The organism is Desulfallas sp. Bu1-1, from assembly GCF_015594625.1.
Taxonomy (GTDB): domain Bacteria; phylum Bacillota; class Desulfotomaculia; order Desulfotomaculales; family Desulfallaceae; genus JADNRQ01.
The window spans coordinates 180,721-205,933 of the sequence record NZ_JADNRQ010000001.1 but is presented as its reverse complement, the minus strand read 5'-3'; the positions used below and the strand labels follow the sequence as shown (position 1 = coordinate 205,933).

At 55.2% G+C, this 25,213-nt stretch carries 23 protein-coding genes; 2 read left to right on the top strand and 21 right to left on the bottom strand.

All coding sequences use genetic code 11. The features are described 5' to 3' along the window. Positions 1-242: 242 nt before the first annotated feature. Complete coding sequence (locus tag IT084_RS00970) at positions 243-515, top strand: hypothetical protein (protein WP_395879212.1); 273 nt, start codon at positions 243-245, stop codon at positions 513-515. Positions 516-796: 281 nt separating this feature from the next. On the opposite strand, the gene IT084_RS00965 is transcribed toward IT084_RS00970, so the two are convergent. The 13 genes from IT084_RS00965 to IT084_RS00905 all read right to left on the bottom strand — a co-directional run bounded on the left by IT084_RS00965 (position 797) and on the right by IT084_RS00905 (position 12,064). After that, positions 797-1,201: a F0F1 ATP synthase subunit epsilon gene (locus tag IT084_RS00965; protein WP_195710274.1), complete on the bottom strand. Its 405-nt coding sequence runs from the start codon at positions 1,199-1,201 to the stop codon at positions 797-799. A gap of 2 nt (positions 1,202-1,203) precedes the next feature. After that, a complete protein-coding gene (gene atpD, locus IT084_RS00960; protein WP_195710273.1) occupies positions 1,204-2,628 on the bottom strand; it encodes a F0F1 ATP synthase subunit beta in 1,425 nt (474 codons plus the stop codon). A gap of 63 nt (positions 2,629-2,691) precedes the next feature. Continuing rightward, positions 2,692-3,543 (bottom strand): ATP synthase F1 subunit gamma, encoded by an 852-nt coding sequence (atpG, locus tag IT084_RS00955; RefSeq protein ID WP_195710272.1) that lies wholly within the window; start codon positions 3,541-3,543, stop codon positions 2,692-2,694. Positions 3,544-3,584: 41 nt separating this feature from the next. After that, positions 3,585-5,093 carry a F0F1 ATP synthase subunit alpha gene (atpA, locus tag IT084_RS00950; protein WP_195710271.1) on the bottom strand — a complete coding sequence of 503 codons (1,509 nt, stop codon included), beginning with the start codon at positions 5,091-5,093 and terminating at the stop codon, positions 3,585-3,587. A 23-nt stretch (positions 5,094-5,116) separates the two neighbouring features. Further along, complete coding sequence (gene atpH / locus IT084_RS00945) at positions 5,117-5,659, bottom strand: ATP synthase F1 subunit delta (protein WP_195710270.1); 543 nt, start codon at positions 5,657-5,659, stop codon at positions 5,117-5,119. After that, on the bottom strand, positions 5,653-6,159 hold the full coding sequence (atpF, locus tag IT084_RS00940; RefSeq protein WP_195710269.1) for a F0F1 ATP synthase subunit B: 507 nt from the start codon (positions 6,157-6,159) through the stop codon (positions 5,653-5,655). The genes atpH and atpF overlap by 7 nt, the downstream gene beginning before the upstream one ends. 110 nt (positions 6,160-6,269) lie before the next feature. Further along, positions 6,270-6,506 (bottom strand): F0F1 ATP synthase subunit C, encoded by a 237-nt coding sequence (gene atpE / locus IT084_RS00935; protein WP_195710268.1) that lies wholly within the window; start codon positions 6,504-6,506, stop codon positions 6,270-6,272. Positions 6,507-6,691: 185 nt separating this feature from the next. After that, positions 6,692-7,444: a F0F1 ATP synthase subunit A gene (gene atpB / locus IT084_RS00930; protein WP_243276631.1), complete on the bottom strand. Its 753-nt coding sequence runs from the start codon at positions 7,442-7,444 to the stop codon at positions 6,692-6,694. A gap of 36 nt (positions 7,445-7,480) precedes the next feature. Then, positions 7,481-7,927, bottom strand: coding sequence for an ATP synthase subunit I (locus IT084_RS00925; protein ID WP_195710267.1), 447 nt, complete (start codon positions 7,925-7,927; stop codon positions 7,481-7,483). A gap of 11 nt (positions 7,928-7,938) precedes the next feature. After that, entirely contained in the window at positions 7,939-8,166 is a 228-nt protein-coding gene (locus IT084_RS00920) for an AtpZ/AtpI family protein (protein WP_313885400.1), read from the bottom strand. A 408-nt stretch (positions 8,167-8,574) separates the two neighbouring features. Continuing rightward, the gene (locus IT084_RS00915; RefSeq protein ID WP_195710263.1) at positions 8,575-10,314 is read right to left on the bottom strand and encodes a sigma 54-interacting transcriptional regulator; all 1,740 of its coding nucleotides are present in this window, start codon (positions 10,312-10,314) and stop codon (positions 8,575-8,577) included. Positions 10,315-10,556: 242 nt separating this feature from the next. Beyond that, complete coding sequence (locus IT084_RS00910; protein ID WP_195710261.1) at positions 10,557-10,727, bottom strand: hypothetical protein; 171 nt, start codon at positions 10,725-10,727, stop codon at positions 10,557-10,559. Between the two features lie 38 nt (positions 10,728-10,765). Next, positions 10,766-12,064, bottom strand: a complete 1,299-nt coding sequence (locus IT084_RS00905) for a Glu/Leu/Phe/Val dehydrogenase (protein ID WP_195710260.1) — start codon at positions 12,062-12,064, stop codon at positions 10,766-10,768. A gap of 506 nt (positions 12,065-12,570) precedes the next feature. On the opposite strand from IT084_RS00905, the gene IT084_RS00900 reads away from it, so the two are divergent. Continuing rightward, positions 12,571-14,355: a sigma-54-dependent Fis family transcriptional regulator gene (locus IT084_RS00900; protein WP_195710259.1), complete on the top strand. Its 1,785-nt coding sequence runs from the start codon at positions 12,571-12,573 to the stop codon at positions 14,353-14,355. Positions 14,356-14,615: 260 nt separating this feature from the next. On the opposite strand, the gene speB is transcribed toward IT084_RS00900, so the two are convergent. The 8 genes from speB to gabT all read right to left on the bottom strand — a co-directional run bounded on the left by speB (position 14,616) and on the right by gabT (position 25,167). After that, on the bottom strand, positions 14,616-15,575 hold the full coding sequence (speB, locus tag IT084_RS00895) for an agmatinase (protein WP_195710258.1): 960 nt from the start codon (positions 15,573-15,575) through the stop codon (positions 14,616-14,618). Between the two features lie 158 nt (positions 15,576-15,733). Then, positions 15,734-17,179, bottom strand: a complete 1,446-nt coding sequence (locus IT084_RS00890; RefSeq protein WP_195710257.1) for an amino acid permease — start codon at positions 17,177-17,179, stop codon at positions 15,734-15,736. A gap of 137 nt (positions 17,180-17,316) precedes the next feature. Continuing rightward, entirely contained in the window at positions 17,317-17,559 is a 243-nt protein-coding gene (locus IT084_RS00885) for a MoaD/ThiS family protein (RefSeq protein ID WP_195710256.1), read from the bottom strand. A 9-nt stretch (positions 17,560-17,568) separates the two neighbouring features. Beyond that, positions 17,569-19,332 carry an aldehyde ferredoxin oxidoreductase family protein gene (locus IT084_RS00880; protein WP_195710255.1) on the bottom strand — a complete coding sequence of 588 codons (1,764 nt, stop codon included), beginning with the start codon at positions 19,330-19,332 and terminating at the stop codon, positions 17,569-17,571. Continuing rightward, the gene (locus IT084_RS00875; protein ID WP_195710254.1) at positions 19,333-19,731 is read right to left on the bottom strand and encodes a 4Fe-4S binding protein; all 399 of its coding nucleotides are present in this window, start codon (positions 19,729-19,731) and stop codon (positions 19,333-19,335) included. It abuts the gene before it with no gap. Positions 19,732-19,824: 93 nt separating this feature from the next. Next, on the bottom strand, positions 19,825-21,183 hold the full coding sequence (locus IT084_RS00870; protein ID WP_195710253.1) for a putrescine aminotransferase: 1,359 nt from the start codon (positions 21,181-21,183) through the stop codon (positions 19,825-19,827). Between the two features lie 819 nt (positions 21,184-22,002). Continuing rightward, positions 22,003-23,733, bottom strand: coding sequence for an aldehyde ferredoxin oxidoreductase family protein (locus IT084_RS00865; protein WP_195710251.1), 1,731 nt, complete (start codon positions 23,731-23,733; stop codon positions 22,003-22,005). 123 nt (positions 23,734-23,856) lie between these two features. Then, positions 23,857-25,167 carry a 4-aminobutyrate--2-oxoglutarate transaminase gene (gabT, locus tag IT084_RS00860; RefSeq protein ID WP_195710249.1) on the bottom strand — a complete coding sequence of 437 codons (1,311 nt, stop codon included), beginning with the start codon at positions 25,165-25,167 and terminating at the stop codon, positions 23,857-23,859. Positions 25,168-25,213 lie beyond the last annotated feature (46 nt).

Below are 25,213 nucleotides of genomic sequence, written 5' to 3'. Positions count from 1 at the left end.
ACTAAGATTTGATGGATTGCAACAGTCATCCGTACCTGATCATACCCGTTGACATGGGGGCATAACAATGGTACATTACCGTCAATATCAGATTTTGTTATAGGCCAAATGCGGACCATCTTCCTCCCCATTTTCACGCCAGTTTTGGTGAACATGAAGAGGATGAATTGCTGGAAAACTGGCATCGGGCTTTCAACAATCAAGAGATGTTTAGAATTGATCCATTAAGATAGGAGGTTAACTTGTCGATGATCGCGCCGGGCTTAATTCAGGTCTGTGCAAATGACGATTATTCTATAACATGCCAATTTGCAGATGGAAAAATTACCAGGTTTTGCTTGCAAGATTTAATTAATAAGGGTGTTTTTACGCGATTAAAGGATAAAAATGTTTTCAAAGAAGCGCTCACTATATTGAATGATACAGCAGCTTGGGATTTGGAGGGCAACCGGGATGAAACCAAATGCATAGATATTGATAGGTGGGTATTATATACCAGTGAAGAAGTTAATTAAAGTTCGCGTATAAGAGATAATTCTATGAATATGTTTTTTTCTCCGACGCTGCATAACTTGGAGGCAAACCGAATGCAATTAATATTTAAGCGTAGAGTGCCATAATTGAACTGATAGAGCAACGTATAGCAGTAAGCTAAACAGGGGACAGGATGCTCAAGGCACTCTGTCCCCTGTTAATTGTTCACTTTGTTATTGTTCGGTTTGTCTTATTACGGTTATTGTTGATTATCGCGATATATTAATACTGCAGTTATTACAGTTACGACAGGCCTGACCCCTTAGCTTACGGCTTTGAGGCGGTTCAGGGCGCGCTTGAGGGCGGCTTCCGCCCGGGCGATATCGATGTCGGGGCCGCCGGCGGCCAGGCGCTGCTCGGCCCGCTGCTTGGCGGCCTCGGCCCTGGCCACGTCGATCTGGTCCTCACGCTCGGCGGCGTTGGCCAGAATGGTGACCCGGCTGTTGCGCACTTCCACAAACCCGCCGCTGACGGCAATTTTTAGCACCTTGCCGTCCTTGTGCACCCTGACCAGGCCGATTTTCAGCGCGCTGACCAGGGGGGCATGGTCGGGCAGGAAACCCAGTTCGCCCTCGCTGCCGGGAACCACCACGAACCGCACGTCTTCGCTGTATACCTTGCGTTCAGGTGTGACAACTTCCAGGCGTTGCAGTTTTTCTTCCGCCATACCTATGCACTTCCTTCTGCCAGACGTTTCGCCTTTTCAACTGCCTCCTCGATGGTACCCACCATGTAGAACGCGTCTTCAGGCAGGTCATCGTGCTTGCCGTCCAGGATCTCCTGGAACCCGCGGATGGTGTCCTTAAGCGCCACGTATTTACCGGGCATGCTGGTGAATGTCTCCGCCACGTGGAAGGGCTGGGAAAGGAAGCGCTGCAGTTTCCGGGCCCGGGCCACGATCAGTTTGTCTTCGTCGGACAATTCTTCCATACCGAGGATGGCGATGATGTCCTGCAGTTCCTTATAGCGCTGCAGCACCTGCTGCACGCCGCGGGCGGTCTGGTAGTGCTCCTGCCCGATGACGTTGGGGTCCAGAATCCGGGACGTGGAGTCCAGCGGGTCCACGGCCGGGTAAATGCCCAGCTCCGCGATTTGACGGGACAGAACGACGGTACCGTCCAGGTGGGCGAAGGTGGTCGCCGGCGCGGGGTCGGTCAGGTCGTCGGCGGGCACGTAAACGGCCTGCACGGATGTAACCGAACCCTTCTTGGTGGATGTAATCCGCTCCTGCATCTGGCCCATCTCAGTGGCCAGGGTGGGCTGGTAACCCACGGCGGAGGGCATCCGGCCCAGCAGCGCCGAAACCTCGGAACCGGCCTGGGTGAAACGGAAAATGTTATCGATGAACAGCAGCGTGTCGGCGCCCAGTTCATCCCGGAAGTACTCGGCCATGCACAGTCCGGTCAGCGCGACCCGGAGACGCACCCCGGGCGGCTCGTTCATCTGGCCGAATACCATGGTGGTTTTATCCAGAACGCCGGCCTCGGTCATCTCACGGTACAGGTCGTTACCCTCACGGGTACGCTCGCCCACACCGGCGAACACGGAGATACCGCCGTGCTGCTTGGCGATGTTGTTGATCAGTTCCATCACGATAACGGTCTTGCCCACGCCGGCGCCGCCGAACATACCGACCTTGCCGCCCTTGAGGAAGGGCACCAGCAGGTCGATAACCTTGATCCCGGTTTCCAGCTGCTCCGCGCGAGTGGACTGGTCCACCAGGGCCGGAGCCGGCCGGTGAATGGGATACTCCTGTTCACTTATAATGGGTCCCTTACCGTCAATGGGCTGCCCCAGCACGTCCACCAGGCGGCCGAGCACCGGCTTGCCCACGGGAACGCTGATGGGTTTCCCCAGGTCGACGGCCTTCATCCCCCGCACCAGGCCGTCGGTCGTGGACATGGCCACGGTGCGCACGATATTGTTGCCCAGGTGCTGGGCCACTTCCAGGGTGAGGTCGATTTTTCTTCCGAAAGCGTCCTCTTCATCGCTGGTAATTTTGATAGCGTTATAAATATCAGGTACCTGGCCGGGTGGGAAACGGATGTCCACCACCACGCCAATGACCTGTACTACTTCACCTACGTTAGCCATTAGCTACTCCGTACCTCCTTTGCCTTCGATATACTGGCTAACCGTACGGAACCCCCGCCCCGGTTACTCCAGAGCGGCGGCGCCGCCGACAATTTCGGAGATTTCCTTGGTGATGGCGGCCTGACGGGCACGGTTCATGGACAGCGTCAGCCTGTCGATCATGTCCGCGGCGTTGCTGGTTGCGTTATCCATGGCCGTCATGCGGGCGCTGTGCTCGCCGGCCTTGGATTCAAGCAGCGCCTGGAACATGGCGTTTTCCACGTACATGGGCAACAGCCGGCCCATGATCTGTTCCGCATCGGGCTCGAAAATATAGTCCACTCGCTTGCCGTCGTCCTCGCCCTCCGGGGGCTCGACGGGCAGGAGCTTTTGTACCACCGGCTTTTGTACCAGCACGTTCACAAACTGGCTGTAAATCAAATATACTTCGTCATACTCCTCGGCCGCGTACTTATCCATCACAAACTTGGCCACCCGGCGGGCCAGCCCGATGTCGGCGGTTTCACCGATGCCAACATACTGCTGGGCGATGTTGTAACCCCGGCGGCGGAAGTAATCCCGGCCTTTACGGCCGATAGTGACAACCTCGACGTTCGGGCGATCTTTCATCTCCTGAACGGCCTTTTTGATGATGTTGGCGTTAAAGCCCCCGCACAGGCCGCGGTCCGCGGTCACGATCACATATGCCACCCTGTTCGGCTCGCGCACGGCCAGCAGCGGGTGCTTCAGGCCCACGGAAGCCGAGCCCACCCGGCCCAGCACATCGCGCATCCGCCGCGCGAATGGCCTGGCGGCCAGCACGCTTTCCTGGGCGCGGCGCATTTTGGCCGCGGACACCGCCTTCATGGCCTTGGTGATTTGCTGGGTGCTCTTAATACTCTTGATACGGCGCCGGAGGTCGCGTAAACTTGCCATCTACTTTTTCACCACCTCGCTGTTAACTTTCGCCGGGTGCGTTACTTGACAAATGTATCCTTGAATTCCTTGATGGCGGCTTTGAGTTTTTCTTCCAGATCCTTGGAAATTTCCTGTTTGTCGCTCAGTTCCTGCCGGATCTCGGGCTTGTTGCTCTTGATGAACTTGAGCAGCCCTTCTTCAAACGGCAGCACCTGTTCCACCGGCAGGTCGTCCAGGAAGCCCCTGGTGCCGGCGAAAATGGAGATAACCTGGTCCTCAACGTCCATGGGCACGTACTGCCCCTGCTTGAGCAGTTCCACCAGGCGCTGGCCCCTGGTCAGGCGGGCCTGGGTGGCTTTGTCCAGGTCGGATCCGAACTGGGCGAAAGCGGCCAGCTCGCGGTACTGGGCCAGGTCGAGGCGCAGGGTGCCGGCAACCTGTTTCATGGCCTTGATCTGGGCCGCGCCACCCACGCGGGACACCGAGATACCCACGTTAACGGCGGGGCGGACACCGGCGTAGAACAGGTCGGGCTCCAGGTAAATCTGGCCGTCGGTGATGGAAATCACGTTAGTGGGAATGTACGCCGAAACGTCGCCGGCCTGGGTTTCAATAATCGGCAGGGCGGTCATGGAACCGGCTCCCCGCTCGTCACTAAGCTTACAGGCGCGCTCCAGCAGGCGGGAGTGCAGGTTGAACACGTCGCCGGGGTAAGCCTCACGACCGGGCGGGCGGCGCAGCAGCAGTGAAAGCTCGCGGTATGCCGCGGCCTGCTTGGTCAGGTCGTCATAAACAATCAATACGTGCTTGCCGTTCTCCATGAACTCCTCGCCCATGGCGGCGCCGGCAAACGGTGCAATGAACAACAGCGGAGCCGGGTCGGACGCGGTGGCGGACACCACGATGCTGTAGTCCATGGCTCCGGTATCCTTCAGTTTTTGCACCACGTTGGCCACCGTTGAGTTCTTCTGGCCCACGGCAACATAGATGCAGATAACATCTTTGCCCTTCTGGTTGATGATGGCGTCCACCGCGATGGCGGTTTTACCGGTCTGGCGGTCGCCCAGGATCAATTCCCGCTGGCCCCGGCCGATGGGAATCATGGAGTCGATGGCTTTGAGGCCGGTCTGCAGCGGCTGGTGCACGGATTTACGCTCGATAACGCCGGGAGCGATCCGTTCAACGGGACGGAACTTGTCGGAGTTGATGGGGCCAAGCCCGTCAATGGGCTGACCCAGCGGGTTGACCACCCGGCCGATCAGCGCGTCGCCCACGGGCACGGAAATAATCCGTCCGGTGCGCTTGACGGTGTCGCCCTCTTTAATGTGGGTGTAGGGTCCCAGGAGCACGCAGCCGATGTTGTCCTCTTCCAGGTTCAGCGCCATGCCCATGGTGCCGCCGGGGAACTCCAACAGCTCGCTAGCCATACATTTCTCCAGGCCGTAGACCCTGGCAATACCGTCACCCACCTGGATGACCGTTCCAACGTCGCTGACTTCAATTTCAGCTTTATATTTCTCAATTTGCTGCCGAATGATCGAACTGATCTCTTCAGGTCGCAAATTCATCTACTGTTTCACCCCTATCCACTTTAACTTATTTGCCTGAGGTGTTCGCGCAGGGTTTGCAGGCGGGTACGCACGCTGCCATCAATAACCTTGTCGCCAACGCGGACCACCACGCCGCCCAGCAGGGCCGGGTCGACGTCATAGCTGAGCTTGACTTGCTTGCCGGTGCATTTTTCCATGGCCCCGGCAAGCCGTTTCTTTTCCTCCTTGGTCAGTTCCACCGCCGAGGTGACCTTGACGTCGGTAATGTTGCGCGCCTTGTTGGCCAAATCAACAAAATAATCAGTGATATCGGCCAGGTAAATTTCCCTGCGGCGTTCCACCAGAAGCCCCAGGAAATTCATGGCGACCTCGGAAATGCGGTCCTTGAACAGGCTGTCCAGCACTTCCTTTTTTTCCGCGGCGGTAATGCGGGGGTGAAAAAGAACTTTTCTCAGCTGTACCGATTCATTCACCACGTCAACTACCGCTTTTAGTTCTTTTTCCAGTTGGTCAACCAAGTTTGCTTTAACCGCAATTTCATAAAGGGCCTCGGCATAGCGCCCGGCCACGGCCCCCTTTAGCATGGCAGATCCCCTGCCTCTTTAATAAATTCATCAATCATACCGCGCTGAATATCGGCGGTGATTTTCTCGCTGACAATCTTACCGGCAACCAGGATGGACAGCGTGGCCACCTGGTCGCGCAATTCTGCCACAGCCTTCTCCTTCTCCCTGTTAATATCCTGCATGGCGGCTTCCTTGATGCGGTTGGCTTCCGCCTTGGCCGCCTCGATAATTTCACGGGCCTGCTCTTCGCCGGCCTTGGTGGCCTGCTGGATAATCTCCCGCGCCTCGTCCTTGGCCTTTTGCATATCGGCCAGGTACTGCTGGCGCAAAGCCTCGGCCTGTTTTCTTTCTTCCTCGGCGGCGGCCACGTTGTTTTCAATGTAGTTCTGCCGCTCTTCCAAAATCCTGACGATATGAGGATATACAACAATGCGAAGGAAGATGAGTAACATAATAAAGTTGAAAACTTGCGCCACCAGGGTAGCATTAAGGCCTAAAGCCTGAACAACGGCATCCACAACTTACCCTCCTTCCTTTCGTTTGTGACAAAAGGAAGGCGATAGCAGGTCTTGAGCTGATCAAAACCCGCTATACCGCCTTTCGCCACAACATTCCTTGCCAGACGGGGTTAACCTCCAATTTTACCCATCAAAATGAAGGCGATAACGACAGCGATAATGGGCAGCGCCTCGATCAGACCTACGGAAATGAACATCATGGTCATCAGGTTACCCCTCATTTCGGGCTGGCGAGCGATAGATTCCACGGTTTTACCGGTTACGAGACCGTCGCCGATACCGGCGCCGATGGAAGCCAGGCCCACGGCCAGAGCCGTACCGATTGCAGCAGCACCCGCTAATTCCATTCTTTTCCCCTCCTTTCTCCAAATTTGTAAAATTAAACTATGGCTAGGTTATGGTGGCATATCTCTATTAAAGAGGCTTCCTGTTTCATTGAGTGGATCTCTCCGACAGGCGTAACTTCGGGCGGTCCCCGCCCTGGCCGCCTTTCATCCTCGCCCTCACGGACGGGGACTTCCCGGCGGAAAAGTTAATGATGTTCGGCGGTTACCTGGGAAATGTACGCAATGGTAAGCATGGTAAAAATGAAGGCCTGGATAAAACCGACGAAGATACTGAAGGCCAGCCATACCACCGACGCGATGAACCCGCCGAAAATGGTAATGGTCAGCGGGATCAACCCCAACAGCACCGCGATGAGCACCTCACCGGCGTAGATGTTGCCGTAAAGACGGAAGGCCAGCGTCAATGGCTTGGACAGTTCCTCGACGATCACCAGCGGAAGGAAGAATACAAACGGTTCGACGAAATGCTTGAAGTACTTGGCCTTGCGGTAATATAGGCCGAGGATCTGGACCGTAATAAACACCCCGATGGCCATCCCCAGCGTGGTGTTGACGTCCGCCGTGGGAGACATCATGGTGGGTATCAGGCCCCAGAGATTGCAGAACAACAGGTAAATAAAGAGGCTGAACAAAAGACACATCAAAGCGGCGCCTTTTTTCGGATCCAGGTTCTCGTAGGCCAGACCCCGCAAAAACTGGTACATCTCCTCCACCATCAATTGCAACTTGCCGGGACGTTTCAACTGCATGTTCCGGGTGGCGGACACGGTAAACAGGATTACCAGCGCCATCACGATCCAGGTCATGACCAGTGTTTTCAGGTTCATGGGAAAACCCAAAATATCCACCGGCGTCTCGGGAAACCCCCAAACGTTCAAGTTATGGTGCACCGTGGTAAGCATGTCTTGGCTTGCTTCGTGACCTGCGGCTGCGGACAACTCTCTCTCACCCCTTTCCCTTGATAAATTAATTATTTATATCTTATCAACGGCATTGCGTGCCGCGAAATACCGGTACAGCGCAACATTGGCGTCCACCACGGTGATCAGGGTGGGCACCAGAAGCCCGGCCCCCACGCCGTAAACGTTGATGAAGTCGATCCTGCCGGCCAGGTAGATTACCGCGATGATCATGCCCATGCGCGGGTAAAACCCCGCCCGCATGAACATTTTGGCCTGTTTCCGGCCGGCCTGCCGGCGGTCCGGCCGCATTTGCATGATCATTTCCACCAGCATGCGCATGCGCTTGACCAGAAAATAGCAGTTCACGATACCGGCGACGCTGCCCACAATAAAGCCCAGGATCAACGGGTCTTTGGGGCTCAAGACAAGCCCCGGCAACGTCAGGGCCGCGATCAGAGCCGTGATCCTGGTGGTGCGCGCGTATTGCAGATCGATATCTCTGATGGGTGTCCCGGACAACCCGATCACTCCTAACTTTTAAAAAACCGCTGCATGGTCTGGATGATGCCCGCTATGCCCACACCCACCCCGGTCAGGATGCCCGCGATCATGAACCAGGGATCGGTGCCCAGCCTGTCATCCAGCAATCTGCCCCCGTAAAATCCCAGGAGCACGGTAATGGCGAGCTCGGTGCCGATGGTGGTTGTCGCGGCTATAGCCATAAGCGCTCCGCTTTTCCTGGTTTTGGGTTCCTCCACGGTACCACGCCCATTCAACAAAAAATGTCGCATACCTTACATTTCTGTCCACAGAATACTTTCTACAAAAAAGAGGGTATTCCTCCAGCGGGAAATTACTTTTTTAAGGGATACGACTTTATTTATTTTTTGCAACCTTGGAAATAATTATGACAAAATAATTATGACCTTGTGACAAGGCGTACTTTTTAACCCGCACAAAACACTCCCTACATGCAGATATATTAAATAGATGCCTTACTTAGTAGATACAAATTCTCCGCCAAAAGGTGTTTTTCCTCCCCCCCGGAGCACGATGAAATTATATTTTTTGATTTCGCTGCAAAAAACCGGTACTTGTATCAGGCGCTCCAACGGTTTCTTCCGTTCGTTTCGCAATTTTACCCTTGGGGCCGGAGATGTTTGCAGTTAAATCATCTTTTCCGTTTTGGGGCCGGGTTTGCGCCGGGGCATGCTTAGGTATTTTTTCATTTTCCGGACCACGGTGGATTGATTGATGCCAAGGGCCTCGGCCATCCGGTATGTGTTGCCGTACGTTTTATAGGCCTTTTCAATTAACTGTTTTTCCACCTCTTCCACGGCATCCCCCAGGGGGCAGACATCCGGAACGTAAATCTTATTCAAATTTTTGCTCACGTGATTCAGCACGTAGCCTGGCAAATGGGCGGGTTGAATTTCAACTGTATCGGACGTTACAGCCAGCCTTTCCACGATATTTTCCACTTCCCGCACATTGCCCGGCCAGCCATACCGCTCCAGGATGGCCCTGGTTTCCGGGGCCAGTTTTTTGGCCATGCCGTACTTCCGGTTAATTGCATCCAGGTAGTATTCCACCAGCGGCATGATATCTTCGCGGCGATCCCGCAGGGGCGGTATCTCCAGCGGAATAACGTTGAGCCTGTAAAACAAATCCTCCCTGAATTTGCCCTCCGCCACCATATCCCTGATATTGCGGTTGGTGGCGGCAATAAACCTTACGTCCACATTGACGGGGGCTGTGCCCCCGACGGGCATGACGTTTTTCTGCTGGATCACGTGCAGCAATTTGACCTGCAAGTTGAGGGGAAGCTCGGCCACCTCGTCCAGGAACACCGTACCGCCGTCACCCATGGGAATCAAACCGCGCTTACCTCCCTTGAGGGCGCCGGTAAAGGCTCCCGGCGCGTACCCGAACAGTTCCGATTCCAGCAAGTTCTCCGGTATGGCCCCGCAATTGATGGATACAAACGGTCCGTCACACCTGCCGCTCAGCCGGTGAATCCGGTTTGCCACGACACCCTTGCCAACTCCGGATTCACCTGTGATCAACACCGTGCTGTCCACACCGGCCACCTTGTCCACCAGTTCCAAAAGCTTAACCATTTGCGGGCTGCGGGCAATAAATTCCTTGCGCCGGGTTTTATCGCTTTCCAGCTGCATCACCTGCTTGCGGTACGTTTCGGCCAGCTGCTCGGTTTCCTTCAGGCGCTGGCGCAGGGTGGCCAGCTCGGAAATATCCCGGGAGTTGACCACAATCCTGATAATATTGCCGCGCTCATCGAACACCGGGTTGGCGGTGACGATCAGTTCCTTGCCGCTGCGAGTGTGCTGGGTAATGGTGACGCGCTGCTTGCGTTCGAAAACAAGGCGGGTAACTGAAGGGGAAAAATAACCCTCTTTCTCCAAATCAAGCACGTTTTTACCGACGAGTTCGCTGGTTTTAACGCCGTAATAGGACTCGCCCGCCTTGTTGATTCTTTTGGTGATGCCGTTGCCGTCAATAACGAATATCTCATCGTATGATGAATCCAGAATGGCTTCCAGCTCCTCGTTGACTTCCTCCAACCGGCGGAGCCGTTCTTTCAGCTTTTCATGCTCGGTGATATCCTGAATGATAAAGATTGAACCTATGGGCCTGGTGTTTTCATAGACCGGGGTCCGGCTGACAACCACGCGCCTGCCGAAAATGGTGAGCTGCTCCTCCACAGTGGTCCTGTCCGTCCACAAAACATCGGTGAGCCTGCTGTCCGGGATGATTTCCTTGATCATTGTACCTGTGATATGGCGATACTCCAGGCCCAGCAGCACCCTGGCCGCTTCGTTCAGCATGGTTATCCTGCCCGCAGCGTCTGTGGTTATTACTCCGTGATTGCTTGTATTAAGCTGCATATCCCCCCACCTTTCAAAGGGCTCTTGCCTGTTATGCAGATGCCCTTGTCAACATTATACCAGACTTATTTGATTATCTAAAAAGTTTGCCGCTTTAATCGCCCGGTTGATCACTGGTCCCTGCGGGGGGATCCGGCAAAAAAAGTGGCCCGCATCAACGGGCCTGTTTTAGGAAGATGGAAATTATATTTGGAACTTGCGCGCCATTCAACCGGCGCGCAAAAGCATATTCCGCCGCACTCCTAGCTGATTCTGCCGTAGCGCTTCTCGTCCTTGCGGTCAATCAGGCGCATCAGTTCCCTGACCTGTTTTTCCAGCTCCTCCAGCTTGCGCACCGCCTGGTTGGGGGCACAATTGCCGTACTGGGCACACTTGCTGCATGGATCAGAGTAAGCGATGGGGCATCCGGTCATCTCCCATCACCCCCTTTTGTTATTAATTCACGATCAACCTAAGCCGGCTTGGCCTCACGCTTGATGTCGGCGTACATCTGGTTGCCCAGCCAGCCCCTCACGCGCATGCCCTCGCTGATACGCTCGATGGCCACCATGTAGGCCGCGCCCCGCATGTCGACATCCTTGCGCTTGCTGTACAGGCTGTAAACGTTATTGAAGGCTTCGACCATCTTTCTTTCCAGCCTGTTGTTGACTTCTTCCTCGCTCCAGTAATAACCGTACTGGTTCTGCACCCACTCGAAGTAGGACACGGTCACGCCGCCGGAGTTGGCCAGCACGTCGGGCAGCACCAGGATTTTCCTTTCGGCCAGGATCCGGTCCGCTTCGGGGGTGGTGGGACCGTTAGCCCCTTCGGCCACGATTTTGGCTTTGATCTTGCCGGCGTTCTGACCGGTGATCTGGTTCTCCAGCGCGGCCGGCACCAGAATATCGCATTCCAAAGTAAGCAACTCTTCGTTGCTGATTTCCTTGCTGCCCGGGAAGCCCTTGACGCTGCCGGTCCGGGCCTTGTGTTCCTCCACGGCGGCAATGTCCAAACCGTTGGGGTTGTATATTCCGCCCGTGGAGTCGCTAACCGCCAGTACGCGACAACCGTCCTCCTGCTGGAGCAGCCTGGCGGCGATGCTGCCCACGTTGCCGAATCCCTGCACAACCACGGTGGCCCCTTTCAGTTTCAGGCCGGTAACCCTGGCCGCCTCGCGGATTACAAACACACACCCGCGGGAGGTGGCTTCCACGCGACCCAGGGAACCACCCACGATGACAGGTTTGCCGGTAATCACGCCAAACTCGTTGTAACCCCTGATGCGGGCGAATTCGTCCATCATCCAGCTCATCACCTGGCCGTTGGTTCCCACATCGGGCGCGGGAATATCCAGGTCGGCACCGATCACGGGCGCGATGGCGCGGATATAGCCGCGGCTGAGCCTTTCCAACTCACCCCGGGAAAGGGTCTTGGGGTTGACGATAACCCCGCCCTTGCCGCCGCCATACGGAATGTTGGCCACGGCGCACTTCAGGGTCATCCAGGTGGACAGTGCTTTCACCTCGTCCAGGTTGACGTCATGGTGGAAACGAATGCCGCCCTTATAAGGACCAAGGGCGTTGTTGTGCTGGGAGCGGTAACCGGTGAAGACTTTGACGGACCCGTCATCCATTTGCACCGGAATGGTTACGGTCAACACGCGCTGGGGTTCACTGAGAATTTCACAAACCGACTTGCTTAAATTCAGCTTTTTGACGGAAGTGTCAATTAGATTTTTTACGATTTCAAAACTGTTGATTTCCTGGGTCATGCAAAGCCCTCCTTAAATGTCACCGTATTATTTGGTATATGTTGATTTATCTAACAAGCAAAAGGAGTGCCACATGACGCCGGTTTTTAAAAACATGACAGATTGTTTGTTTTTCAGGCATTGTTATATTTTCACCCCGGCGGGCGCAATGGATATTAATGCCTTACTGCATCATTTCCGTTCAAATCCAGATTGTATGCAATACACAAGCCCCAATCCCACCCACATTTATGCCTTTCTGCATCAAAATTTTAAATTAATTTACTTTTGCATTAATACATGCCGTTTGCTGCGGCAAATCTCCTTTTCCGGTTCATTAACCAGCAAATCATTATTATAATAATCACAATAAAATAACTTTTTCTTAATAATGTGTCTCAAACGTGATCCATTATGTTTCATGGTTGAGATTATTTTATCGTTTTTGAGACACTGTTGCGCTAAATAAAAGGATTTTTCTTAATGACACAGAAAATAAATGACAATTATACGGGGAAGTGATGGCCATGTCGCTATTATTATCGATTTCCGACACCGCCCAGCAGGTGGCGGAAGCCATTTCCGCAGTGCTGGACGTGGAAACCGAAATTCTGGACAACAATTACACCATCGTCGCAGGAACCGGAAAATATAAGGATTTGGTGGGCACCAAGGACGACGAGGCCTGGCATCCCGACGGGAATTTCATTTACACCCGGGTGCTGAAAACGGGAAAAACATTCATTATCGAGGATCCCGGGGAAAGCATTTACGGTCCGATTTTAATCGGCGAAATGGGCGAAATATGCTGCCCCATTAAGCTGCGGGATTCCGTAATCGGCGTGCTGGCCCTGGTTGCTTTTGATGAAACGCAGAAGAAACAGCTGCTTGGGAAAAAGGAACAGCTGGTTAATTTTCTGCACCGCATGGCCTTTTTGCTCGCCTCCAGGGTGTCGGAAGTTGAGGCATACAACCGGCTGGAGGTGACATCCAACAAGCTGAAGGTCATCCTGGAAACCATCAACCAGGGCATCCTGTCGGTAAATAAGGATAATATTATTACACATTGCAATAGTTATGCCGAATCGCTCACCGGCATTCCTCGAAAGCATCTCCTGGGCCGCCACATCCAGGAAATTTGGCCCGGCTCCCCGGTTGCGGAGGTGCTCAACACAGGCGTGGGTTACAGGGAGAAGGAGGAAATATACGGCTCTCCCCCGCAGCAAATGCATCTTTTGGTTACGGCCACGCCGATCCTGGTGGACAACAGGCCGATGGGGGCCGTGATTTCCTTCCGGAACATGTCCGACGCCCGCCAGCTGGCCTATGACCTGACCGATAACAAAATCGCCCTGGAACTGGACCAGATCAAGGGCAACAGCAGAAAAATAGTGGAAGTAAAGCGCCAGGCCCTGCGCGTGGCCAGAGGCTCTTCAACCATTCTGATTACCGGCGAGAGCGGCACGGGCAAGGAACTGTTCGCCCGGGCCATCCACTATGCCAGCCCCAGAAAGGACAAGCCGCTGGTCATCGTCAACTGCGGAGCCATTCCGGAAACCCTGCTGGAAAGCGAACTTTTTGGTTACGAGGAAGGGGCGTTTACCGGCGCCCGCAGGGGAGGGCGGCCCGGCAAATTCGAACTGGCCAACGGGGGCACTATTTTCCTGGATGAAATCGGTGACCTGCCCCTGCACTTGCAGGTTAAATTATTGCATGTAATCCAGCGCCGGCAGGTGGAAAGGGTGGGGGGAAACAAACCGATACCGGTGGACGTGCGGATAATCGCCGCCACCAACCGGAACCTGGAATCCATGTGCAAGACTGGTGAATTCAGGGAAGACCTGTACTACAGGCTCAACGTGATCCCGCTGTCCATCCCCCCGCTGCGGAACCGCAAGGAAGACATCGCCATCCTGATGGAATATTTCCTGGGAAAATACTGTAAACTGCTGGGGAAAAACATCACCGATTTCAGCGAAAACGTGCGCCGGGCCTTCACCCGGTACGACTGGCCGGGAAACGTGCGGGAACTGGAAAACGCCATCGAGTACGCTGTGAACATGGAGCCCGGCAAAATCATCACCCTGGAAAGCATTCCCCAAAAGATCACCGCCCAGTGGCTTACCGAAGACCAGGTGCACTCCGACAGCAACCTCAGGGACGACCTGGAGCACCTGGAAAAAGACCTTTTAATCTCCAAAATAATGGAGCTTTCCAGGCGCAACCTAAATAAAAAGGAAATCGCCGCCGCGCTGGGCATCAGCAGGGCCACGCTGTACAGGAAAATTAAGCAGTATGGAATCAGGATATAGACTTTTTATCGCTTTCATAATTTCCTGCATTATTTCGGGCGCGACCATATTAGAAATACACCTCTTTTCTTGAATGTTTTAATGCGGTTTGTATTTCTCTTTTTAGTTTTAATTATCCTCTTATTGCTATAGTATAGCCTGGTGAAAAAAAAGAAGCCGCCGGAGGCTTTATCTTTATAAAAGACATTCCAGCGACTTGATTGAGCGCAACCATTTTTGTTTGCACGGTTTTGTCCAACACATTTCGACAGCCTGTTATTTTATCCTTCCGGAACAGTTGGCGCAATTGCCGCTGCAACCGGCAATGCCTGTTTATTGTTCAAGCACCCGAATACTTCGTAGATGATTTTCAGCGCGGCCCAGGTGGTAATATCGGAATGATCCAGGGCGGGTGAAACCTCCACTATGTCCATGGCCTTGACCGGCAAATTGGTCATGATCAATTTGACCAGTTCCATCAGCTCGCGGCTGGACAGCCCCCCCGGCTCGGGCGTGCCTGTTCCCGGCGCAAAGGCGGGGTCCAGCACATCGATGTCCAGGGTGAAATAGATGGCGGAATAATCCCGGTAACGCTTTTCTATTTCCCGGTACGCTTCAATAATACCGTAATTGTATATATCCAGGGCATGGATTATTTTTATCTCCGGATGCGCCTTCAGAAACCCCGGTTCCTCAGCTTCGTACGAGCGAATACCCAAAAGCGTCAGATCCCCCGGCCCGATGACACCCTCCAGGCTTCTCCTTTCGGTGCAGGCATGCGACCAGCATTTCCCGTCATAGGTATCGCACAGGTCGCAGTGGGCGTCAAAGTGAATAATACCGTACTTGCCGGCCGTCCCGGCCCGGGCGCGGGCGGCCTCCCGGCAGCGCCCGAAGGCCCTGTGCAGGGGAATTGTTACCGAATGGTCCCCGCCCAGAAACAGGCAAAACTTGTTTGTCGCCATTAATTCAAAGGCTTTGTCCTCAACGGCTTTAAAGTAATTCTCCCAGTCGGGGTCCGGGGGGACGTCCCCGGCGTCATACACCTTGATCCTATCGATGAAAAGTCCCGTTTCCGTGGTGGGCGGAAAGTAGCGGGACAGCCTCCTGATTCTTTCCGGTGCCCGGGCGGCGCCCTTTCCGCAGCTTACCGCCAGGTCAAAGGGCAGCCCCAAAATGCATACACCGGCCGCGTCCAGTTCGGTTGCCAGCAAGTCCCCCCAGGGATGAAATTCAACCATACCATACCTCCCATGCCGCCGCTAATAACAAACCGGTATAAGTACTGCCATTATACCCAACCGCAGCGAAAGCTGCAAGCGGCGCGCAACACGAGCCGGTACCGGCAAGACCGCCCGGCCCGCCTCAAATATCGCCACCGGGATGGGCGGCACAAAGCTTATGCCTGAAATATGTCTTCAAATTTTTTGCGGTCATTTTCCCGGGACATGGGCTTCAAATTTTTGCCCCAAATCGCATACCAGATCATCGGCAAAATCAACATGGGCACTCCAACATACAGCGACGCCCTCAAATCGGGATTCAGCGCGACAACCACCAGGCAGGCCACCTGTGCCCAGATGGCAAAATGAGTAAAGTAAGGGAAGAAAGGCACCTTGAACTTCAACTTGTCAATGCCAAGCCCGCCCTGCTCCAGCCGCCGGCGGAACTTAAGCTGGCACCAGCAGATGGAAATCCAGGCCATGGCCCCGGTGAAGCCGGACAGCGCCAGGAGATAGGTATAAAGCATTTCACTTTTGTCCACCGTAAAGGCAATAACCCCGAGCCAGCAGCCGGCCACCGAGAATAATATGGCGTTGTAAGGTACGCCCTTTTTGTTCACCTTGCCCAGCCACCGGGGTGCCATGCCCTCCCTGGCCAGGGCGTATACCGCCCGGGAGGTGGCGTAAAGGCCGCTGTTGGAGCAGGAAATGGCCGCGGTCAGAACAACAAAGGAAAATATCGCGCCCGCCCACTTGAAACCATAACTGTTCAAGGCCATGGCAAACACGCTTTCCTCCAGGCCGGCGTCCTTCCAGGGGATGATGGTCACCAGCAGCATCACCGGGATAACATAAAGAGCAATAATCCGGTATGAAACGTTCTTTACAGCCACGGGTATGGATTTTTCGGGCTGCTGGCTTTCACCAGCCGCGAGGCCGATGATCTCGGAGCCCTGGAAATTGACCAGAATCATCACCATGGTAAGAAATACCGCCCATACGCCGTTGGGAAACATCCCCCCGTGACCCAGCAGATTGGAAGTTCCCAGGGGAGCTTTCGTTCCGATCAAGCCGAAGATAATCAACACCGCAATAACCGAAAACATAATGATGGCCAGTATTTTGATCAATGCCAGCCAAAACTCCAGTTCGCCGAACGTGCCTACGTAGGTCAGATTGACCACCGTGATCAACAGGCCGAAAAATAATGCCCAGTAAACCGTCGGTATCGCAGGGACAAAGGTATGCATGATAATGCCTGCCGCGATCATCTCGGATGGAACGTATGTAACCCACGTTGTCCAGTAGGACCAGCCCACGCCGCAGCCCCAGGTGGGGCTGATAAAGTCATTGGCGTAGTTGACAAATGAACCCGAAATGGGAATATGTACAGCCAGCTCGCCCAGGCACATCATCACCATGTAAACAAGCAGGCCGCCCAGCAAATACGCGAACATGGCCGCCGGGCCGGTTGACTCAACCACGTACCCGGTTCCAAGAAAATAACAACTGCCGATGATGCCGCCAAGGGCAATAAGTTGCAAATGTCTGGGTTTGAGGCCCCTTTTAAGCCCGCCCGCTTCAAGCCCGGGCTGGCTTGCATTATACTCCTGAACCGACATAGATATCCTCCTTTACCGGATAATTGCTTGTCGAATTACCGGATTGTTGCTTAATTTTTTTGCTTTTCTGAATCAATTATTTTAAACGGTAGTCCAAATTTTACTTATACAAGACTGGGTCCAGTATTCCGCAGCGTTCAACCTCCCGCCACCACCGGGAAGATGATCAAATGATCACCTTCCCGCAGCGCGGTTTGCATGGTTCCCTTTTTTCCATTAACCACTATCAATCCCACGTGATGGCATGGAATGTGCAACTGGTTCAGGATTTCCAGCACAGTGACCCCGTTGTCAGCTGTCATTTCCATCCTGCCGGTTCCCTTGTCCCGGGTACCGTAGCGCGCCAGCGGCCCGCGCAATTCAATTTTGACGGTCCCCATATCGCCCGGTTAAGCCAGGCCCAGACGGGCCAGCTTTTCCGGCGTGGGCCTGCCGTTTTCGTCCCAGCCCCGGAGAGAGTAATATTCGGCCAGCATCTTTTTAAACTCCCCTTCGGGCAGAGTTTTGCCCATGGTGGCGCCGCCCGGCAGCGGGTGGCTGTAAATTCTCTCCGGCAGGACGTCGTCTTTGGCGCCCATACCCTCCCGGATATTGAACAGCCTGGCCAGGTTGAAGATCCTTTCCCCGGCCAATTCCAGGTCCCCGGCGGTAATTTCCCGGCCCAGCAGCGCCGCCAGCATTTCGGCCATCAGGTCGAAGGAAAGCGCCCAGAAGTCGCAGAGGATCAAGGAAAACTTGGCCGCGTTGTAATGCTGCAGGTCTTTCACCAGCTCCGCCTTGCCTTCAATGGTAAAGGGATCGCGCTCGCCGTAGGCCTCCTCGGCCACCGGCCACGCGCTCATGTGGCAGGCGCCGCGGGGTGCGGTGGCGTAGGCCAGGCCCATGCCCCAGGAACCCCGCGGGTCATAGCCCGGGAACTCCAGGCCCTTCACCTGCATGGCAAACTCCCGGCCGCCGTAAGTTTCCGCCAGTTTTTTCACGCCGTTTGCCAGTTCGGCGCCAAGGCCCCGCCTGGTGGCGATCAGCCCGGGCAGTTCAAGGTATTTTTCCACATCCCCGAACCGGATGCCGAAATCGTGAATGCCCTTCTCGGTCATTTCCATGGCAAAGGCGATCACCCCGCCCGTGGAAATAGAGTCTAATCCGTAAGCGTCACAGTAGTTGTTAAATTTGGCGATGGCGCCGAGGTCGCCGATTCCGCAGTTTGATCCGGCGACGGACAGTGTTTCATACTCGGGGCCTTCCACCACGACATCGCCGGCTTTGATAAAGTTACCGCAGCCCAGGCCGCAGCTGGTGCAACCTTTTTTGGCCAGCCTGGCCGCCGTCACCGACTCGGACTTGATGCCGGCAAATTTGTCAAAGTTACCCTGCTGGAAGTTATTAGTGGGCAAAATCCCCGTGGTTTGGGACAGTTCCACGATCATCGGCGTGCCATCGGTATAAGCCCAGAGGTTGGTGTCCGTTAGCAGGTCGTTTTTGAACGCGTTATGGGCGACTTCCATCAGTTTTTGGATATCGGCCGCCCCGACCCCGCCGGTTCCCTTGACCACCACGGCTTTAAGCATCTTGCTGCCCATGACGGCCCCGACCCCGCCCCGGCCCGCCTGCCTGTACATATCGGAAGTGATGCAGGCGAAGGTGACCAGGTTTTCGCCGGCCGGCCCGGTGGAAAGGACGCTATAATCATCGCCGTAAGTTTGCTTGAATTTTTCTTCGGTATCGTGGCAGCCAAGACCCCAGTAATCCTTTGCTTCCCTGAGTTCCACCCGGTCGTCTTCAATCAGCAGGTAGACCGGGTGGTCCGACTTGCCTTCAATAATTACCGCGTCATACCCGGCACGCTTGATCTCCACCGCGGCGGAACCGCCGATGGAGCAATCCAGGATCGTGCCGCTGGCCGGCGATTTGGTGACGATGGAAAGCTTGCCGGAGCAGGGCACGATTGTCCCGGTAAACGGGCCGGTCATGAAAATCAGCTTGTTTTCCGGGGCCAGGGCTCCGGCGCCGGGGCCCACTTCTTCGTACAGGTATTTCATGCCCAGGCCCTTGCCCCCCAGGTAATCCGCGGCCCATTCCATGTTTAATCTTTCAGTGGTCACTTTTTGATTGGTCAGGTCAACCCTGAGCACCAATCCCTGGTAACCGCCCATCTACCTCGCCTCCTCTACCAGCAACGCTCCATGGGGACACCATTTGACGCAGTACGGGTCGCCCCGGCAGCCGTCGCACACCAGGGGAAAACCCTGCCCGCCGGGGCGCAAAACACCCGTGGGGCAGGCCTCGAAGCAGGCGCCGCAGTTGACGCATTCGTCCCCGTTCAGCACCAGCTGGGCCGCGTCAAACTTCAGCGCGCCTGTTGTGCAGGCGTCGACGCATTTCAGGCACCGGTCGCACAGCCTGGCCTCGTTGACCAGGTTGTAGGACTTGTATTTCGATGATACTTGCAGCCGGGCCAAAGCGGGGTTGAAAACCCCCTCTTTGTAACCGGAACAGGCCAGCTCACACAGGTGGCAGCCAATACACTTTTCCGGTTGGAATTTTAATTTCACGCTTACGCCTCCTTTTATGGGAGTTTTTCGAGGCAGGTCAATCATTCCATCAACCAGCAAATCTTAATCCGATTTTGCCGTTATGGTCAAGCATTATTTTAGTTCCACCGCGATTTTGTTTACTTCCTCCAGGGTTGCGGCAAGCCGCTCGATCACCTGGTCCTGCTGCTCCCTGGTGATGGTGAGCGGCGGCTCAATGCGAATGGACTTGGCGTTGATCAGGGTACCCGCCACCAGCACGCCCCGGGCGAACAGGCCCTTGGCCACTTCGTAGCCCAGCTCGTTGGTTTGAAACTCGATGCCGATCATCAAACCCCTGCCCCTGACTTCCTGCACCACGGCGGGATATTTTTCCGCCAGTTCCCTGAGTTTGCCCAGCATGTAGGCGCCGGACTCGGCCGACCGCCGGGGCAGGTTTTCCTCCAGCAGCACGTTGATGTTGGCTATGGCCGCGGCGCAGCAAACCGGGTTGCCGCCAAAGGTGGTGGTGTGGAGGAAGGGGTTCTCAATCAACTTTTCCCAGACCGGCTTTCTGGCCACGGTGGCGCCGATGGGCATCACCCCGCCGCCGAAGGCTTTGGCCAGGCATAGAATATCGGGCACCACGCCGCTGTGCTCGCAGGCGAACATTTTGCCGGTGCGCCCCATGCCGGTCTGCACTTCGTCCAGAATCAACAGCGCGCCGTACCTGTCGCAGAGTTCCCGCAGCCTGGGCAGGTAGTCGTCGGGCGGGACGATCACGCCGCCCTCGCCCTGGATGGGCTCAACGATCACCGCGGCCACATCTTCCCCGATAAAGGCGCAGCTCTCCAGCATCATTTCCACCGCATCTGCGTTGCCGTAAGGCACGTGGTGGAAGCCCGGAACCAGCGGCAGGAATGGCTTTCTAAAGACCCCCTTGGCGGTGGCGCTGAGCGACCCCAGCGATTTGCCGTGGAAGGCCCGGGTGGTGGAAATAAAGCTGCGCCTGCCGGTATACATTTTGGCGAATTTAATGCCGGCTTCAACCGACTCGGTGCCGCTGTTGACAAAAAACACATATTGCAGGTCCCCGGGGGTGATGGCCGCCACCAGTTTGGCCAGCAGCGCGCGCAGCGGGTCCAACAATTCCTGGCTGTGCAGGGACTGGCGCTTGAGCTGGTCCAGCACCGCCTTCATCACCTTGGGATGGCGGTGGCCCACGTTATAAATGCCGTATCCTCCCAGGCAATCAATGAATTCCTTGCCCCAGATGTCGGTGAAAGTGGAGCCGGAGTCCTTCCATTCCACCGAGGTATAATCCGTGGACACCGACTTCCTGTATTCCAGAAACCCGGGGTTGACGTTTTCCCTGAATCCCTCGACGGTTTCCCTGACCACCCATTCCTTTTCCTCCCGGGTCAATTCCTCTTTGGCGATCATGTCCAGGTAACGTTGTGATTGAGCGATAATGTCGTCATAGTTTTTAAGCATTTTTACCTCCTGCAGCATTTAATATTTGATTTAACTGCAAAAACACCACAGCGGCAGGCGATCCGGCGGATTTCTGGAGTGAGTGGAGCACTGGATGCGGTCCCTAGCCCGTCATATCCCAAGAGTCATGACCCCTTAGGGCGTGAAGAAGTAGTTAGGCAGTGAGTTGCAAGCGTTAACTACAAGCTTCACTGTCCTCAAGAGTAAAATTGTGAAACGAACGGAAGAAACCGCCGGAGCGCCAGATACAAGTAACGGTTTTTACAGCGAAATCATATTTTAAATAAAGTTTTTTTATCTGATTGATGAGCCGGGTCAAAACACCCCCCTTCTGGCAACAAAAGGTTGACCCAAGTGTTATGCAATCAGGGTGCCATACCGCCGCCGTGCCCCGCAAAGCAACATTTAAGCCCATTTCCCGGACACAAATAAATTTTTTCAGCCCCCCTTTGTCTTATTTATAAGACACCGCGACCCATACCGTGGTTTTGGTTGAATTTTGTGTATTTTCTAACTATATAACCAACAAATAAGGTATAACTGGTTGCTCGTTTTAATGCTATTCTTTCACAAGGATTATCTCAATTTTTAAACAATAGTCTTAATTCTGATACATTGTATACGTAATGCAAAATAATAAGCCCCAAAGCCGGTTTCCCGGCCGGAGCCCCTAAAAGTATATCGTATAATTGTCGTCCCAATTTGTACCCGGTTTTGGGACAGCGACCGTTTATCTCACAATGCGGCCACGGCGCCAAAATCCATCCGGGAGCCCCGGGTGATTGGAAATAACTGCGTCGTCGTGAACGCTGTTGCCGCTTACCACCCGCGCAGGCGGTAATAATCGTCCACCATCTTGTTGAGTTCCGCGAGGGTGATGCCGTTTTGCCCGTCGTTGACCTTCTCTTCGAACAACCGGGCCGGCAGAGTGTCGTCCGCCCTGGTCATGCCCTGCCGCAGGTTGAATTCTCTCGTTGCGGTGACGATCCGGTTGGCGATCTCCTCCAGGTCTTCTTTGGTATAGTCCAGGCCGGTGAGGGCGCGGTTCAGTTCCACCAGGGTCTCCCAGGGGATCAGGTCCCGGAAGAATACGCACAGGATCTGGGTGTTGAAGATGGTCAACCGGTTTTCAAAGTCGATGAATAGTTCGGCCTTGCCCTCGGTGGTGGAGGGGTCGATCATGCCCGCCAGTTCGGGTTTGTAGAAGGTGGCCCGCAGGTGGCAGGCGCCACGGGTCGAGGTGGCGTAGGCCAGTCCCATGCCTTTGAGTACCCGGGGGTCGTAGCCCGCGGGTTCCAAACCCTTGACGTGAATGGCGATGCTTTCAAGGCCCAGTTGTTTGCCGGCTTCTTTGATGCCCAGGGCGAGGGTGGCGCCCAGGTCTCTGCGCTCGGCGATCTGGTTGACCAGTTCCACCGCGGCGTTTATGTCGCCGTATTTGTAAGGGGCGTCGATGAGGCCGCGCTCCACGCCTTCCATGATCAGGCCCACCAGGTTGCCGGTGGTGATGGTATCCAGGCCCAGGCGGTCGCACAGGTCGTTCAGGTAGGCCACCCGGTCCAGCCTGTTGATGGCGCACAGCCCGCCGAAGGAGTAGATGGTTTCGTATTCGGGGCCTTCGATTTCCAGACCCGCGTATTCGCCGCCGGTGATGGTTACGTGTTTGCCGCAGGCCATGAAGCAATTGGGGCAGGCGGTCGATTTGACTTTGTGTTGCTGGAGCAGGGTGTCGCCGCTCAGGTTTTCCCAGTCCGGGTCGAAGGCCCGGTTCCAGTACCTGTTGGGAAAGGCTTTGGCGCCGTTCATGATTTTAACCATGACGGTGGTGCCGTAGGTCCGGTAGTTGTTGACACCGGGGTTGTCTTTGCCCAGTTCCCGGATTTTTTTAACTACTTCTTTTAATAGTTCGGGATCGGCGATTTCGGCTTTTTGGTTGCCGTGGAAGACCACAGCTTTTAGTTTTTTGGAACCCATGACGGCGCCCATGCCGGTGCGGCCGGCGGAGCGCCAGCGGTTGTTCTCGATGCAGGCGAAGCGCACCAGGTTTTCGCCCGCGGGGCCGATGACCAGCGCCTGGGCGCCGGGTACGTTCACTTTGTCCAGCGCCGCTTGTTCGGCGGCGTAGGTGTCTTTGCCCCACAGGCCGGTGGCGTCGTGGTAGGTTACGCCGCTGTCGCTGATTTCCAGCATGACGGGTTTTTCCGAGGCGCCTTCGATAATGATGGCGTCATAGCCGGTGCGGCGCATGGCCGGCGCCACCCGCCCGCCGGAGTAACTTTCGGCGTAGCCGCCCGTCTGCGGCGATTTGCCGTAGACGCCGTAGCGGCTGTTGCCCACCATGATGGTGTCGGTGGCGGCGCCGGTGGTGAAGATGAGTTTGTTGCCGGGCGACAGGGGGTCGACGCCCGGTCCCACGTTCTCCAGCAACAGGTGGGAGCCCAGGCCTTTGCCGCCCAGGTATTGTTCAAGTATTGTTTCGGGTATTGGTTCTTCCGTATGGCTTTGCCGGGTCAGGTCTATCCGCAGCAGTTTGCCGTAGAATCCTTTCATTTCTCTACCTCCCGGTAGTTCTAATAAAACTTCAAACTTTCAACAGTTGGTGCCAGGCACCAACTGTTGAAAGTTGACGAAGATCGCTTTAAAACAAACCGCTTATTTCAATCTTTCAACCTTTCAACACCTGGCACCAACGCTGGCTACGGCTTGTTCGAGCACATCGAGTCCTTTCTCCAGCTGTTCGTCGGTGATGACCAGCGGAATGAGGGTGCGGATGACGTTGCTGAAGATGCCCGCGGTGATGACGATGACGCCGTGTTCGATGCAGTATTTGGATATGGCCGCGGTTTCGTCTTTGGCCGGTTCTTTGGTCCGGCGGTCTTTGACCAGTTCGATGGCGTTCATGGCGCCCAGGCCGCGCACGTCACCGATGATGGGGTATTTTTCTTTCATTTCCAGCATGCGGGCGCGGGTCTTCTCGCCAATCTTCCGCGCCCGTTCCACCAGGTTTTCTTTTTGCATGTATTCAATGTTGGCCAGCCCCGCAACACAGGAGACCGGGTTGCCGCTGTAGGTGCCGCCCACTTCTCCGGGGTTCGGGGCGTCCATTATTTCCGCCTTGCCGACAACACCGCTCAGAGGCATGCCGGCGGCGATGGATTTGGCCACGGTCATCAGGTCGGGCTGCAGGCCGAAGTGTTCGCAGGCGAACATTTTACCGGTCCGGGCAAAGCCGGTCTGCACTTCGTCGGCAATCAGCACGATGCCGTGCTTGTCGCAGATTTTGCGCAGCCCGGGCAAGAATTCCGGCGGCGGAACGATGAAACCGCCCTCGCCCTGGACGGGCTCGATGATCATGGCCGCCACGGTTTCCGGTGCTACTTCCGAGGCAAACATCCGGTCGAATTGCTCCAGGCAGTGCATGCCGCATTCCGGGTAGGTGGACCGATAGTAGCAGCGGTAGCAGTAGGCGGACGGGATTTTGTAGACTTCCGGCGCGAACGGCCCGAAGCCGAATTTGTAGGGCTTGACTTTGCTGGTCAGGGTCATGGTCATCAGGGTGCGGCCGTGGAAGGCGCACTCAAAGGAAATTACAGCAGGCCGCTTGGTGTAGGAACGGGCGATCTTGACGGCGTTTTCCACGCACTCGGCGCCGCTGTTGACAAACATGACTTTTTTGGCATAGTTGCCGGGGGTAATTTCAATCAGTTTCTCCGCCAGGTCGAGGTAGGAATCGTACATGGTGACCATGAAGCAGGTGTGCAGCAGTTTTTCGGCCTGGTTCTTGATGGCTTCCACCACGGGGGGCGGGCAGTGGCCGGAGTTTAATGTGCCGATGCCGGCGTAAAAGTCGATGTATTCGTTGCCGTCTACGTCGATGATGGTGGCGCCTTTGGCCTCCTTGACGAATATGTTGGTGGAGTTGGAGATGCCGCGGGATATCAACTTTTGTTTTCTTGCCAGCAGTTCTTCTTGTACTTTGCTCATTTGGTTTTACCTCCAGTTAATTAATTTATTATTTTATTATTTATCC

Excerpts from the sequence above, each read along its gene's own strand:
- atpA (WP_195710271.1), bottom strand. The coding sequence starts at position 5,093 with ATGAATTTGCGACCTGAAGAGATCAGTTCGATCATTCGGCAGCAAATT.
- IT084_RS00965 (WP_195710274.1), bottom strand. The coding sequence starts at position 1,201 with ATGGCGGAAGAAAAACTGCAACGCCTGGAAGTTGTCACACCTGAACGC.
- IT084_RS00900 (WP_195710259.1), top strand. The coding sequence starts at position 12,571 with ATGTCGCTATTATTATCGATTTCCGACACCGCCCAGCAGGTGGCGGAA.
- IT084_RS00905 (WP_195710260.1), bottom strand. The coding sequence starts at position 12,064 with ATGACCCAGGAAATCAACAGTTTTGAAATCGTAAAAAATCTAATTGAC.
- IT084_RS00865 (WP_195710251.1), bottom strand. The coding sequence starts at position 23,733 with ATGAAAGGATTCTACGGCAAACTGCTGCGGATAGACCTGACCCGGCAA.
- gabT (WP_195710249.1), bottom strand. The coding sequence starts at position 25,167 with ATGAGCAAAGTACAAGAAGAACTGCTGGCAAGAAAACAAAAGTTGATA.
- IT084_RS00885 (WP_195710256.1), bottom strand. The coding sequence starts at position 17,559 with ATGGGGACCGTCAAAATTGAATTGCGCGGGCCGCTGGCGCGCTACGGT.
- atpH (WP_195710270.1), bottom strand. The coding sequence starts at position 5,659 with ATGCTAAAGGGGGCCGTGGCCGGGCGCTATGCCGAGGCCCTTTATGAA.
- IT084_RS00870 (WP_195710253.1), bottom strand. The coding sequence starts at position 21,183 with ATGCTTAAAAACTATGACGACATTATCGCTCAATCACAACGTTACCTG.
- IT084_RS00910 (WP_195710261.1), bottom strand. The coding sequence starts at position 10,727 with ATGACCGGATGCCCCATCGCTTACTCTGATCCATGCAGCAAGTGTGCC.
- IT084_RS00880 (WP_195710255.1), bottom strand. The coding sequence starts at position 19,332 with ATGGGCGGTTACCAGGGATTGGTGCTCAGGGTTGACCTGACCAATCAA.
- atpD (WP_195710273.1), bottom strand. The coding sequence starts at position 2,628 with ATGGCTAACGTAGGTGAAGTAGTACAGGTCATTGGCGTGGTGGTGGAC.
- speB (WP_195710258.1), bottom strand. The coding sequence starts at position 15,575 with ATGGTTGAATTTCATCCCTGGGGGGACTTGCTGGCAACCGAACTGGAC.
- atpG (WP_195710272.1), bottom strand. The coding sequence starts at position 3,543 with ATGGCAAGTTTACGCGACCTCCGGCGCCGTATCAAGAGTATTAAGAGC.
- IT084_RS00890 (WP_195710257.1), bottom strand. The coding sequence starts at position 17,179 with ATGTCGGTTCAGGAGTATAATGCAAGCCAGCCCGGGCTTGAAGCGGGC.
- atpE (WP_195710268.1), bottom strand. The coding sequence starts at position 6,506 with ATGGAATTAGCGGGTGCTGCTGCAATCGGTACGGCTCTGGCCGTGGGC.
- IT084_RS00915 (WP_195710263.1), bottom strand. The coding sequence starts at position 10,314 with ATGCAGCTTAATACAAGCAATCACGGAGTAATAACCACAGACGCTGCG.